The organism is Natronohydrobacter thiooxidans (genome assembly GCF_001884735.1).
Lineage (GTDB): Bacteria > Pseudomonadota > Alphaproteobacteria > Rhodobacterales > Rhodobacteraceae > Roseinatronobacter > Roseinatronobacter thiooxidans_A.
In genome coordinates this window covers 47725-60600 of the sequence record NZ_MJAP01000014.1, presented here as the reverse complement: position 1 = coordinate 60600, position 12876 = coordinate 47725, and the positions used below count along the sequence as shown (strand labels likewise).

Genomic DNA, 12876 nt, shown 5'->3' with positions numbered 1-12876 from the left:
CACATCAACCACAAGAAGCAAATTTTTCGGGCGTCAGGGTGACAACCTGACAATATCCCAGCTTCTGTCACTCACCGACTTGCGCCAACAAAAGCGATCATGCAACCGAAAAGCCCCATCGGCCCAGAACTCGATCTCTACCGGCCGGATCGCAAACCCACCCCAGAACGGAGGGCGCGGCGGATTGGTGCCGTGGCGCGCAGTCTGTCGCGCAACCTCGGCCATCAACTCTGCCCGCGACCCCAGAGGTTGCGACTGCCGCGATGCCCATGCGCCAAGACGGCTCTTGAGCGACCGCGAGGCGTAATAGGCATCCGCTTCGGGGCCGTCAACCTTCGAAACGTCTCCGCGCACCCGGATCTGGCGCCGCAGGGTCTTCCAGTGCAGCACGAAAGCCGCTTTTCCCGTTTCAAGAATTTCCTGCGCCTTGGCACTCTCGTAATTGGTGTAAAACACGAACTGGTCAGCACCGATTTCCTTGAGCAGCACCATCCGCACATTCGGCAGGCCGCGAGAATCGACAGTCGACAGGGCCATGGCATTGGGGTCATTCGGTTCGGTCAGTTCGGCTTCCGCCAGCCATCGCCTGGCGATGTCGAACGGATCCAGCCCAGCGAAAATGCCATGTCTGTCGGTCACGCGTTCCTCCGGTCACATACGGGAAAGAGGCAGTCACACCACAAATTCTGGCACCGCCTCCCCTATACATTCATCTAATCTCAAAGCTGTATGTGTTAACGACTCTGAACAGCCGCGCAAGCCTCCAAAGCCGAATCTTTCGAATTTATCCGCTGATCGCGGGTAGAGTGACGTATCGGCAGGCGTGAGCCAGCTTGCAGCACCGCGACCGATATCCTAGAAGACTACGACAATTTTCCACAATGGGCAGAGACACGATGACAGGATTGATGAGCGGCAAGCGCGGGCTGATCATGGGGCTTGCGAATGACAAATCGATCGCCTGGGGAATTGCCAAGGCTCTGGCAGATCACGGCGCGGAACTGGCCTTTTCCTACCAGGGCGAGGCGCTGAAGAAGCGTGTCCTGCCTCTGGCCGAACAGCTTGGCACGCCGCATCTTTTCGAGTGTGACGTCGCTGACATGGCCTCGGTCGATGCGCTTTTTGACGGTCTGGAGACGCTCTGGGGCAAGATCGATTTCGTGGTCCACGCGATTGGCTTCTCTGACAAGAATGAGCTTCGCGGCCGCTATGTGGACACCTCGCGCGACAATTTCGCGATGACGATGGATATCTCGGTCTATTCCTTCACCGCCGTCTGCGCGCGCGCGGCGAAACTCATGCCCGACGGTGGCAGCCTGCTGACCATGACCTATTACGGCGCTGAACAGGTCATGCCGCATTACAATGTGATGGGGGTGGCCAAGGCCGCGCTGGAGGCTTCGGTGAAATACATCGCCGAGGATCTGGGCAAGGATGGCATCCGCTGCAATGCGATCAGCGCAGGCCCGATCAAGACGCTGGCGGCCTCTGGCATCGGTGATTTCCGCTATATCATGAAATGGAACGAGTTGAACTCGCCCCTGCGCCGCAATGTCACGCAGGAAGAGGTCGGCAAGGCTGCGCTCTATCTGCTCTCTGATCTTGGCTCGGGCACGACGGGCGAGAATCTCCATGTCGATGCAGGTTATCATGTCGTCGGCATGAAGGCGGTGGATGCGCCAGATATCGATGTCGTGACAGGCAAGAAGGACGCCCATTGATGACGCTGGCGGCATTCCTTGCTTTCGCAGGATTGTCGCTGATGGCCGCGATCAGCCCCGGACCTGCCGTGCTGATGGCCGCGCGTACCGGTCTGACCGAGGGGTTCCGCACCGGCGCATGGCTGGCCGCAGGCATCGGGCTGGGCGCGGTGGTCTGGGCCAGTGCGGCGCTTTTCGGGCTGGGGGTGCTTTTTGCCATGGCCCCGGCGCTCTTGTGGGCGTTCAAGATTGCAGGTGCGGGCTATCTGTGCTGGCTGGGCTGGGTGCTGTGGCATTCGGCCCGTGACCCTCTTGATCTGAGCGCGACCCCCGCCCTGCCTCGCTCTGCCGCGTCCGCCTTCCGGCTGGGGTTGTTCACGCAACTGGCCAATCCCAAACCCGCCGTGATGTTCGCGGCGATCTTTCTGGGCACTGTGCCGGCATCGACCCCGCTTTGGGTGCTGTTGGCACTGATTCTCGTAGTGTTTCTGAACGAGACCCTCTGGAACACCGCTGTTGCGCGGATTTTCTCACTGGAGCGCACCCGCGCGGGCTATATTTCCCTCAAAACCATCATCGACCGGGTCTTCGGCGCGGGCCTCGCGGCTCTGGGCGTCAAGATCGTGGCCACCTGAAAGGCAAGACCATGACCGACCGCCTGCCCCATGAAAAAGGCTTTCATATCAGCTGGGACCAGATCCATCGCGACAGCAGGGCGCTGGCATGGCGGCTGGACAAGCAAGGCCCCGATGGCGGGCAGTGGCGCGCGGTGGTGGCGATCACGCGGGGCGGGCTTGCCCCCGCAATGATCATCGCGCGCGAACTCGATATCCGTGTGGTCGATACGATCAGCGTGAAATCCTATGACTGGCAGGAGCAGACCGAGGCCAAGGTGCTGAAAGCCCCGCAGGCCGAGATCATGGGCGCGGAGGGCGAGGGTGTGCTGATCATCGACGATCTGGTGGATACCGGCAAGACGCTGGAACTGGTGCGCAAGATGTTCCCCAAGGCGCATTTCGCGACCGTCTATGCCAAGCCCATGGGGCGCAACATGGTGGACAGTTTCATCACCGAAGTGTCGCAGGATACCTGGATTTTCTTCCCCTGGGACATGGCGCTGCAATATGTGGAGCCCTATCGCGGGCGGTAAGGCTTAACCCCGCCGCGCGGCAATCAGATCGCAGGCGCGCGCCACAGCCGCGTCAATGCTCAGATCGCTGGTGTCAAGGATCACCGCATCCTCTGCCGGGCGCAGGGGCGCATCTGCACGGCCCATATCGCGGGCATCTCGGGCGCGCACCTGTTCCAGCACTTCGGCGAATGTGCCCTCGCCGGTCTCGGCAAAACGCCGCCCGGCCCGGACCTCGGGACTGGCGGTGACAAAGAGTTTCACATCCGCCTCTGGGCAGATCACCGTGCCGATATCGCGCCCGTCAAGAACCGCGCCGCCCTCACGCTGTGCAAACTCGCGCTGAAAGGCGACGAGTGCGGCACGCACTTCGGGGATCACCGCGACGCGGCTCGCGGCCTCGCCTGCGGCCATGCTGCGCAGATCGGGGCGGGCCAGGTCTTCGCTGCTCAGGCTCCGGGCCGCGGCGACGGGATCGCCACCTTTCATGCCGACGGCGCGGTAGAGCAAGCCGGTATCGAGATGCGCCAGCCCGAAATGCGCGGCCACAGCGCGGCTGATCGTGCCCTTGCCGGCGGCTGCGGGGCCGTCTATCGCGACACAGAATCTCATGGCGCGGCGGCCACTGTCCCGGCGCCTGTCAGACCTGCGGCGATCAGGTGGCAATTTTGGCACATTTTCGCAGTTTCCCCTGATATGATTGGACCTTGATGCGCGTCCGTTTATTACAAATGCAGTGTAGTGAGAACAAGGAACGAGTCGATGATCAGTACCAGTAAACTGACACTTGCAACCGCGCTTGCCCTCGGCGCAGTCACACTGCCTGCACAGGCACAGGACAATGCGCTGTCGTTTTCCCTGACCGGGGGCGCGCAGATCTCGCCGAAATATTTCGGATCCAGCGAGTATCGTGTTGGCCCAAGCGGTGCCTTCGGCTTCACCGGGCTGCGCTTTGGGGCAGCCCAGCTTGGCGACCCGGAGGGGCCTGCGCAATTCGCGCCCGGTGCCGGGCTGCGCGGCGCATTCCGTTTCATTCCCAAGCGCAAGGGCGAGAGTGAGCTTGCCGGGATGGAGGACGTCAAGACCTCGGTGGAACTGGGCATTGGCGCGCATTACACGCAGGAATTCTGGCAGGTTTTCGGGGATATCCGCTACGGGGTGATCGGTCACAAGGCGATTGCCGGGGAAATCGGGGCGAATCTGATCTGGCGTGATCCAAGCGGGCTTGTCCTGCATGGCGGGCCGCGTGCGGAATTCGGCAATAGCCGGTTCAACCGCACCTATTTTGGTGTGACCCCTGCAGAAGCGGCTGATCCGGGCAACACGCTCACCCCCTACACGCTCTCTGGCGGTTTTCACTCGGTTGGGCTGGAAATCGGTGCCTATCAGCCGCTCAATGCCGATTGGGGCATCACCGCTGCGCTGCGCTATGACCGGTTGCGCGGCGCGGCTGCACGTTCGCCCATCGTGCAACAGGGTAGCCGCAACCAGTTCGGCGCCGAAATCGGTCTGACGCGGCATTTCAACCTGCGTTTCTGAGCAGGTCGATTCGGGCATGGCCAAGCGCGCGCCCGCGCGCTAGGTCTTGGGCACACCAAGGATCGGAGTTCCCATGTCTGACGCAGCCCTGCCCGAAATCTGCGAGATCTCTCTCGACGCGATTGCCGCGCATGAGGGGCGGCTGGTCGTCTTTGCCGATCCCGAGGCGCCCCTGCCGCCGCTGACCCGGCGTGCCGACAAGCTGATGCGCGGCGCCCTCGCGCGCGCGGTGGCCAGTGACAGTTTCATCAAGCTGAAGCCCGGCGACGGGCTGAGCCTTGCCTATCCGGCGGGGCTTGCCGCGGAAGCAGTGCAGATCATCCGCATGCCCAGACGCGCGGATGCCGCGATTCTGCGCCGAGCGGGTGTGAGCATTGGCAAGGCGCAGACCCGCAGCGCGGCGCTGATTTGCGCGAATACGCTGCCGCTGGGCGAGATGCTGCGCGCCGCGCTGCTGCGGGCCTATCAGTATGAGGCACAGAAATCCGACCCCAAGCCGGGCTTTGGCCCCTATCAGGTGATGGTCAAATCACCCGAGGCCGCAGAGGCCAGCGTGACCGAGGCCGCAGCCCTTGCCCGTGCCGTGCATCTGACCCGCGATCTGGTCAATGCCCCGGCCAATGTGCTGACCACCACCACATTCGCGGATCAGATCAAGGGCATGGAGGCGCTTGGCCTGAAGGTTGAGATCCTTGAGGAAGCGCAGCTTGAGGAACTCGGCATGCGCGCCCTGCTCGCTGTCGGGCAAGGCTCGGACAGCCCCTCAAAGGTCGCGGTGATGCAGTGGCAGGGGGCGGAAGGGGCGCCGCTTGCGGTGGTCGGCAAGGGCGTGATGTTCGACACGGGCGGCATATCGCTGAAACCCGGCGCGGGCATGGAAGAGATGACCATGGATATGGGCGGGGCCGCAGTCACGGTCGGGCTGATGCAGGCACTGGCCACCCGCAAGGCCCGCGCGCATGTCGTGGGGCTGGTGGGGCTGGTCGAGAACATGCCCGACGCCCGCGCCCAACGCCCCGGTGATGTCGTGAAATCCATGAAGGGCGACATGATCGAGGTGATCAATACCGATGCCGAAGGCCGCCTCGTTCTGGCCGATGTGCTCTGGTATGCGCAGGAGCGGTTCAAACCCGCCGCCGTGATTGATCTGGCAACGCTGACAGGGGCGATCATTGTTGCGCTGGGGCATGAGAAGGCAGGCGTTTTCGCCAATGACGACCAGCTCGCCGATGCCTTCCTGAAAGCCGCTGCGCAGGTTGGCGAAGGCGCATGGCGTATGCCGCTGGACCCGGCCTATGATGCGCTGATCAAGTCGCGCATTGCCGATATCAAGAATACCGGTGGGCGGCCTGCCGGGTCGATCACGGCGGCGCAATTCCTGCAATGTTTCATCAAGCCGGACATGCCCTGGATGCATCTTGATATCGCGGGTGTCGCGCTGACCAAGTCCGATAGCGCCCATGCCCCGAAAGGTGCCTCTGGCTGGGGGGTGCTGGCGCTTGACGCGCTGATCCGGGCGCGGTTCGAGGACGCGTGAGGCCATGGGCAAGGCCATGTTCTATCACCTGACCCATAGCACGCTGGAAGCGACCGCGCGCACGCTTCTGTTGCGCGCGCTGGATCAGGGGTGGCGGGTCGCCTTGCGCGGACGGGACCGGGCGGTTCTGGAACGGCTGGATATGGCCCTCTGGACCGATGACAAGGCCGGGTTTCTGCCGCATGGTCTGGCTGGTGGGCCGCATGATGCCGACCAGCCGGTGCTCCTGACCACGGACAGCACCGCCCCGAACGCCCCTCAGGGCGTCATGGCCGTGGACCGGGCGCCGATCACACCCGAAGAGGTGGCGGGGCTGGAACGGCTCTGGGTGCTGTTTGACGGACAGGACGAAACCGCGGTCCAGAACGCGCGCAGCGATTGGAAAGCCATGACGGCGGCCGGGGTTCTGGCGGAATACTGGTCCGAAGAGGGCGGCCGCTGGGAAAAGAAAGCCCAATCCGGCGGATGAGAGCGCGCATCGCTGCACAGCTGCTGTGTCCGCGTGCGGAATAGTCTGCGCTGGCATGCACCCGCTATGTCATATGCAGTTTAGTCAAAAGGACAGCTCATATGACAAACACTTCGCTTCTGCTGGTCGCGCGTATCCTGCTCGGCCTGCTTTTCGTCGTCGCAGGATTCGGCAAGCTTGGCAATGTGGATGGCTTCGGCGCCTATATGGCCTCGGGCGGGATCCCTGCCGCATTGGCCTGGCCGGTGGTGCTCTTTGAAATTCTTGGCGGCCTTGCCCTGATCGCGGGTTTTCAGACGCGCCTCGTGGCGCTGGCGCTGGCCGGTTTCTGTGTGCTCTCGGGTCTGCTCTATCATTTCGACCCGGCCGATCAGATGCAGATGACCCAGCTTCTGAAAAACCTTGGTCTTGCCGGTGGGTATCTGGTGCTCTGGATCACGGGCGCTGGCGCGTGGTCGCTGGACGCAAAATTCGCGCGCAACAGCGCGCTTGCCGCCTGATGCGCGAAGGGCGGGGTCATCCCCGCCCTTATTCACCTCTGCCGGGCAGGATCAGCCCGCAATCCCCCGCGCCGCGCGCACCAGATCGAGGATCTTTTTCGCGGCTTCGGGAATATTCGTGCCGGGACCAAAGATCGCCTTCACCCCGGCATCATAGAGAAACTCGTAATCCTGTTGCGGGATCACGCCACCACAGATCACCAGAATATCCTCGGCCCCTGCGGCTCTCAGTTCCTGCACCAGTTGCGGTGCCAGCGTCTTGTGCCCTGCCGCCTGCGACGAGATGCCGATGATATGCACATCATTGTCGATCGCATCCTGCGCGGCTTCGGCCGGGGTCTGAAACAGCGGTCCCACATCCACGTCAAAGCCGATATCGGCAAAGGCCGTCGCGATCACTTTCGCGCCGCGGTCATGCCCGTCCTGCCCCATCTTGACGACCAGCATGCGCGGGCGGCGGCCTTCCTCTTCGGCAAACCGCTCCACATCGGCCTGAATGGCTGCGAAACCGTCATCACCCTCATAGGCGGCGCCATAAACCCCGGCCAATGTCTTGACCTCGGCCCGGTGGCGGCCAAAGATTTTCTCCATCGCCATGCTGATCTCTCCGACTGAGGCCCGCGCGCGGGCGGCTTCGACTGCGGCTTCGAGAAGGTTCCCGCCTTCCGCCGCGCGGCGTGTCAGTTCCGCCAATGCGGCATCGCAGGCCCCCTGATCGCGGGCGGCGCGCATCTTCTCCAGCCGGGCGATCTGGGCATCGCGTACTTTCATGTTGTCGATATCGAGAATGTCGATCGGGTCTTCCTTGTCCTTGCGATACTTGTTGACCCCGACAATCACTTCCTCGCCCCGGTCGATCATCGCCTGGCGCTTTGCTGCGGTTTCTTCAATCCGCAGCTTGGGCATGCCAGAGGCGACAGCCTTGGTCATGCCCCCCATCTCCTCGACCTCTTGCATCAAGGCCCAGGCGGCTTCGGCCAGATCATGGGTCAGCTTCTCGATATAGTAGCTGCCCGCCAGCGGATCGACGACGCGTGTCACGCCAGTTTCTTCCTGCAACACAAGCTGGGTGTTACGGGCAATCCGCGCGCTGAACTCGGTCGGCAGCGCAATCGCCTCATCGAGCGCATTGGTATGCAGGCTTTGTGTGCCCCCCAGAACCGCGCTCATCGCCTCATAGGCAGTGCGGATCACGTTGTTATAGGGGTCTTGTTCCTGCAGGCTAACCCCGCTCGTCTGGCAATGCGTGCGCAACATGCTGGATTTGGGGTCTTTGGGCGCGAATTCCTCCATCACCCGCGACCACAGCAGCCGCGCGGCGCGGAGCTTGGCGATTTCCATGAAGAAATTGGTGCCAATCGCAAAGAAGAAGGACAAACGCCCGGCGAAATGATCCACATCCATCCCGCGCGCAATCGCGGTGCGGACATATTCGCGCCCATCGGCCAGAGTGAAACCCAGCTCCTGCACCAGATTGGCGCCTGCTTCCTGCATGTGATAGCCGGAAATCGAGATCGAGTTGAATTTCGGCATCTCGGCGGAGGTGTATTCGATGATATCCGCAATGATCCGCATCGAGGGCTCGGGCGGGAAAATATAGGTGTTGCGGACCATGAATTCCTTCAGAATGTCATTCTGAATCGTGCCCGAAAGCTGCCTGCGATCCACCCCCTGCTCCTCGCCGGTGACGATGAAATTCGCCAGAACCGGGATCACCGCCCCGTTCATCGTCATCGAGACCGAGACCTTTTCGAGCGGGATCCCGTCGAAGAGGATCTTCATATCCTCGACCGAATCAATCGCCACACCGGCCTTGCCCACATCGCCGACAACGCGCGGATGGTCGCTGTCATAGCCGCGATGGGTGGCCAGATCGAAAGCGACCGACACGCCTTGCTGACCGGCGGCCAAGGCCTTGCGGTAAAAGGCATTCGATTCCTCGGCGGTGGAGAAACCCGCATATTGCCGGATCGTCCAGGGGCGGCCTGCATACATCGTGGCCTTGACCCCGCGCGTATAGGGGGCCTCGCCGGGGATATTGCCCAGATGCGGCAGACCTTCGGTATCGGCCTCGGTATAGAGCGGCTGGACCGGGATGCCCTCAAGTGTGTTCCAGGTCAGGCTGTCCAGAGGGCGGCTGCGCAATTCCTTCGCGGCAAGGGCGGCCCAACGGGATTTGGGATCGCTCATGGCTGGTCCTTTCTGTCGTCAATTCGCGGAGAATGCATGCCCGCTCTGGTGTTTTCTGGAAAACCGCGCCTATATAAGGCCCATGCAGGAGGCCGTATGAAACCCGTCTGGACGCTTGTTTTCGCTCTGATTTTCCCGCTCGCCCTCGGCGCGACCGAAGGCGGAAGCCCGGCTGCGCCCGAGACGGCCGCTGAAGAGATCGAAGTCGCTCCGAACCCGGATGAGGAATTGCTGTTCCTTGACGCCCGCGAAATTGACGTGCGCGATTTCATCTGGACGCGGCGGCTGATCGTGGTCATGGCCGACACGCCCGAGGATCCGCAATTCACCCGCCAGCTTGCGGCGCTGCGCGAGCGCGACATGGAATTTGTCGCCCGCGACGCGGTGGTGATTTTCGACGCCCATCCCGCTGACCGCAGCCCGCTGCGCCAGGTGCTGCGCCCGCGCGGCTTCGTGACCGCGATCATCGACAAGGATGGCGAGGTCAAGGCGCGCAGGCCCGCGGTACGGTCGGGGCGCGAATTGATGGCGGTGATCGACCGTTTTCCGACCCGGCGGCAGGAAGTGCTGGAACGGCTGCCCTCGGGGCGCTGACCTGCCATTTCCGGATTGCGGCTGGCGCCAGGTTTATCGGTCACGGGGCTGCCGCCCCCACCAGCCCTGGCGGGCTGGTTCCCCCGCGAGTATTTGCGGCAAGAAAATGGGCTCATTGGTAATACCCGTTCTTCTCTGCCCAGCCTGACATCAGCCACCAGCCCGGCCCGAAGACACCGGCCAGCCAGAAGACAAAGGCAGTGCCCGGATCAAGCAGACCGAGCCAGACCACGCCCGTCATCAGCGCGCCCAGACCATAGACCAGCCCGCCCCCCACAGCGACGAATTCCAGACCCAGCCGGAGGCGGCTGAGCATCGGGAAAAGACCGTGGAACAGCGCCATTCCGCCGAGCGGGGGCAAGAGCAGCAGGACCGGATAGCCCTCGCGCACGCCCTCGATCAGCTGGGTCAGGATTACCCAGGCGAGGACAAGCCCGGCGCAGAAACACAGGAAATAAATGGCGAAGAGGCGCAGCGGCGTGCGTTTCATCATTCGAACTCCATGATCACGTCATCCACGGCGAGCGAGGCCCCCGGCGCGGCATTGATCTTCGTGACCTTGCCCTTGCGTTCGGCGCGCAGGATGTTTTCCATCTTCATCGCCTCAACCGTCGCCAGTGCCTGACCTTCGAACACCTCCTGCCCTTCCTCGACCGCGATCGAGACGACCATTCCCGGCATCGGGCACAGAAGCAGTTTCGAAGTGTCGGGCGGCAGTTTCTCGGGCATGAGCTGCGCCAGTTCCGCCTGACGGGGCGCGAAAACCTGCACCTTGAGATCGGCCCCGCGCAACCGCATGCGGTAGCCGCCGGGCAGTTTGGCGACTTTCATCACCAGCGCCGTGCCGTTCACCATCAGCCGCGCCAGCGGCTGGCCGGGCTGCCAGTCCGAGGTGATGCGATACTCCTGCCCCGCCAGCGTGACGGTGGCGCCTTCGCGGTCGGCCCTGATCGCGGCATTCAGGCTCTGGCCCGCGACCACCACCACCCAATCGGTGCCCACGACACGTTCGTGATTGTCCATCCGCCCCGAGATCCGCGCGCGCCGGATCTCGGCCACGCGGTTCATCGCGCAGGCACTGGCGGCGACGCGGTGGATCAGATCATCCGCAAGCGTGGCGCCCTCGAACCCGTCGGGATATTCCTCGGCGATGAAGGCCGTGGTGATCTCGCCCGAGACGAAGCGCGGATGGTCCATCACCGCCGAGAGAAACGGCAGGTTATGGCCGATGCCCTCCAGCTCGAATTCGTCGAGCGCAAGACGCATTTCCTCGATTGCCTGCCCGCGCGTGGGCGCCCATGTGCAGAGTTTTGCGATCATCGGGTCGTAATACATGCTGATCTCGCCGCCCTCGAAGACGCCGGTATCATTGCGCACAGCGCGGCCGGATTCGGCCAGTTCCGCAGGCGGGCGGTAGCGCGTCAGTCGGCCAATCGAAGGCAGGAAATTGCGGTAGGGGTCTTCGGCATAGAGGCGGCTTTCCATCGCCCAGCCGTTGATCTTGAGGTCAGACTGCGCGAAGGGCAGCTTTTCACCTGCGGCGACGCGGATCATCTGCTCCACCAGATCAACCCCGGTGATCAGTTCGGTCACAGGGTGTTCCACCTGTAGCCGGGTGTTCATCTCCAGGAAGTAGAAATTGCGCGCGCCGTCGACGATGAATTCCACCGTACCCGCCGAAGTATAGCCCACCGCCTGCGCCAGCGCGCAAGCCTGCTCGCCCATCGCCTTGCGGGTTGCTTCATCGAGAAACGGCGAGGGGGCTTCCTCGATGACCTTCTGGTTGCGGCGCTGGATCGAGCATTCGCGCTCATGCAGATAGACGCAATTGCCATGCGCATCGGCCAGCACCTGAATCTCGATATGGCGCGGCTGGGTCACGAACTTCTCGATGAAGATCCGGTCATCGCCGAAACTGTTCGCGGCCTCGTTCTTGGACGACTGGAAACCCTCGCGCGCCTCGTCATCATTCCAGGCGATCCGCATCCCCTTGCCGCCGCCCCCGGCGCTGGCCTTGATCATCACCGGATAGCCGATCTCGCCCGAGATCTTCACCGCCTCGTCAGCATCGGCGATCAGGCCCATATAGCCGGGAACGGTGCTGACACCCGCTTCGGCCGCGAGTTTTTTCGAGGTGATCTTGTCGCCCATCGCCTCGATGGCGCCAGCAGGCGGGCCGATGAAGGCCACCCCGGCCTTCGCCAGCGCCTCGGCGAATTTCATGTTCTCGGACAGGAACCCATAGCCCGGATGCACGGCTTCGGCCCCGGTCTGGCGAATGGCCTCCATGATCTTGTCGATCACGATATAGGACTGGTTCGCAGGCGGCGGGCCGATATGGACCGCCTCATCGGCCATCTTGACATGCAGCGCGTTGCGGTCGGCATCCGAATAGACCGCGACTGTCTTGATCCCCATCTTGCGGGCGGTCTTGATCACGCGGCAGGCGATTTCACCGCGATTGGCGATCAGGATTTTCGAGAACATACTGGCTCCTCTCCAGGGCAGGTCGGGGACTGAGGGCTCAGTCTTCCCAAGTATCAAAGGCAAATTCGGACGATCCGTCGAAAAGCTGCGGGAAACTGGCCTCTGCCGCACGCATGTCGACGCGCAGAAGCTGGTCATAGCTGACAGGATCAAAAGGATCGGATGCCGCCACCACCTCGCGCCCCAGAAGCCAGGACAGGCGGCCAGCATCAAGATTGCCGCGCTCGAAAGGGGCGTCGGCGAAATGCGCGATCAGCGCGCCGAGGAACGCCTCATCCGCGCGCCGGTCGATCAGCTTGCGATCCGCAAAGCGTTTGCGCGGCTGCAAGGGCGTCACGCCCTTGGGATTGGCGCGACGGATGGTGAACTGGAAATCACTGCCGGGCAGACGGCCCGGAAACCCACGATGTTTCAGCATGGGCGCCCCTCCGAACGGGACGCCACCGCTGCGATTACTGCGTCAGACCGGAAAACCGGGCCTGCATATATCTCAGCGATATTTGCCTTTGCCAGCGACAGGCTCGACCATGATCGGCTGGGCCATGACGGGCTCGGGTGCGGGGGCCTTGCGGGCACAGGCCGAAAGCGCGAGGGTTGCACCGATGGCCAGCATGATGGTGATCTTGGACATAGAAACCTCCTGTTCACGGGGTCGAACTCAGCGCTGACAAACAAGGTCTGCCAGAAACGTGCCGAAGCGCCGTGATGATCACGGCGCCTGCCCCGAAGGC

15 protein-coding genes are annotated in these 12876 nt (G+C 62.8%); 8 read left to right on the top strand and 7 right to left on the bottom strand.

Features of this window, described 5'->3' with window-relative positions; genetic code table 11:
- Positions 1-33 precede the first annotated feature (33 nt).
- Positions 34-639, bottom strand: a complete 606-nt coding sequence (gene pdxH, locus BG457_RS10725; protein ID WP_071797155.1) for a pyridoxamine 5'-phosphate oxidase — start codon at positions 637-639, stop codon at positions 34-36.
- Between the two features lie 257 nt (positions 640-896).
- On the opposite strand from pdxH, the gene fabI reads away from it, so the two are divergent.
- Genes fabI through gpt form a run of 3 tightly spaced genes read left to right on the top strand, consistent with a single transcriptional unit; the run spans position 897 to position 2850 of the window.
- Complete coding sequence (gene fabI / locus BG457_RS10720) at positions 897-1721, top strand: enoyl-ACP reductase FabI (RefSeq protein WP_071797154.1); 825 nt, start codon at positions 897-899, stop codon at positions 1719-1721.
- A complete protein-coding gene (locus BG457_RS10715) occupies positions 1721-2335 on the top strand; it encodes a LysE family translocator (RefSeq protein ID WP_071797153.1) in 615 nt (204 codons plus the stop codon). The genes fabI and BG457_RS10715 overlap by 1 nt, the downstream gene beginning before the upstream one ends.
- Positions 2336-2346: 11 nt before the next feature.
- Positions 2347-2850 carry a xanthine phosphoribosyltransferase gene (gene gpt, locus BG457_RS10710; protein ID WP_071797152.1) on the top strand — a complete coding sequence of 168 codons (504 nt, stop codon included), beginning with the start codon at positions 2347-2349 and terminating at the stop codon, positions 2848-2850.
- A 3-nt stretch (positions 2851-2853) separates the two neighbouring features.
- Here gpt and BG457_RS10705 read toward each other — a convergent pair whose 3' ends face one another.
- Entirely contained in the window at positions 2854-3441 is a 588-nt protein-coding gene (locus BG457_RS10705) for a (d)CMP kinase (RefSeq protein WP_071797151.1), read from the bottom strand.
- 150 nt (positions 3442-3591) lie between these two features.
- Here BG457_RS10705 and BG457_RS10700 point away from each other — a divergent pair, with 150 nt between their 5' ends.
- The 4 genes from BG457_RS10700 (at position 3592) to BG457_RS10685 (ending at position 6874) form a co-directional block, all read left to right on the top strand.
- Complete coding sequence (locus BG457_RS10700; protein WP_071797150.1) at positions 3592-4368, top strand: MipA/OmpV family protein; 777 nt, start codon at positions 3592-3594, stop codon at positions 4366-4368.
- Between the two features lie 73 nt (positions 4369-4441).
- Positions 4442-5905 carry a leucyl aminopeptidase gene (locus BG457_RS10695; RefSeq protein WP_071797149.1) on the top strand — a complete coding sequence of 488 codons (1464 nt, stop codon included), beginning with the start codon at positions 4442-4444 and terminating at the stop codon, positions 5903-5905.
- A 4-nt stretch (positions 5906-5909) separates the two neighbouring features.
- Positions 5910-6374: a DNA polymerase III subunit chi gene (locus BG457_RS10690; protein ID WP_071797148.1), complete on the top strand. Its 465-nt coding sequence runs from the start codon at positions 5910-5912 to the stop codon at positions 6372-6374.
- 101 nt (positions 6375-6475) lie between these two features.
- Complete coding sequence (locus BG457_RS10685; protein ID WP_071797147.1) at positions 6476-6874, top strand: DoxX family protein; 399 nt, start codon at positions 6476-6478, stop codon at positions 6872-6874.
- Between the two features lie 51 nt (positions 6875-6925).
- On the opposite strand, the gene scpA is transcribed toward BG457_RS10685, so the two are convergent.
- Positions 6926-9064, bottom strand: a complete 2139-nt coding sequence (gene scpA, locus BG457_RS10680; protein WP_071797146.1) for a methylmalonyl-CoA mutase — start codon at positions 9062-9064, stop codon at positions 6926-6928.
- A gap of 96 nt (positions 9065-9160) precedes the next feature.
- On the opposite strand from scpA, the gene BG457_RS10675 reads away from it, so the two are divergent.
- Positions 9161-9658 carry a DUF4174 domain-containing protein gene (locus BG457_RS10675; protein ID WP_071797145.1) on the top strand — a complete coding sequence of 166 codons (498 nt, stop codon included), beginning with the start codon at positions 9161-9163 and terminating at the stop codon, positions 9656-9658.
- A 112-nt stretch (positions 9659-9770) separates the two neighbouring features.
- Here BG457_RS10675 and BG457_RS10670 read toward each other — a convergent pair whose 3' ends face one another.
- From BG457_RS10670 to BG457_RS20275, 4 genes are all read right to left on the bottom strand, one after another.
- Positions 9771-10151 carry a hypothetical protein gene (locus BG457_RS10670; protein ID WP_071797144.1) on the bottom strand — a complete coding sequence of 127 codons (381 nt, stop codon included), beginning with the start codon at positions 10149-10151 and terminating at the stop codon, positions 9771-9773.
- Positions 10148-12145, bottom strand: coding sequence for an acetyl-CoA carboxylase biotin carboxylase subunit (locus BG457_RS10665; RefSeq protein WP_071797143.1), 1998 nt, complete (start codon positions 12143-12145; stop codon positions 10148-10150). Before BG457_RS10665 ends, BG457_RS10670 begins: the two co-directional genes overlap by 4 nt.
- Before the next feature lie 37 nt (positions 12146-12182).
- Complete coding sequence (locus tag BG457_RS10660) at positions 12183-12563, bottom strand: hypothetical protein (protein ID WP_071797142.1); 381 nt, start codon at positions 12561-12563, stop codon at positions 12183-12185.
- A gap of 72 nt (positions 12564-12635) precedes the next feature.
- The gene (locus BG457_RS20275) at positions 12636-12776 is read right to left on the bottom strand and encodes a hypothetical protein (protein WP_175546779.1); all 141 of its coding nucleotides are present in this window, start codon (positions 12774-12776) and stop codon (positions 12636-12638) included.
- Between the last annotated feature and the right edge of the window lie 100 nt (positions 12777-12876).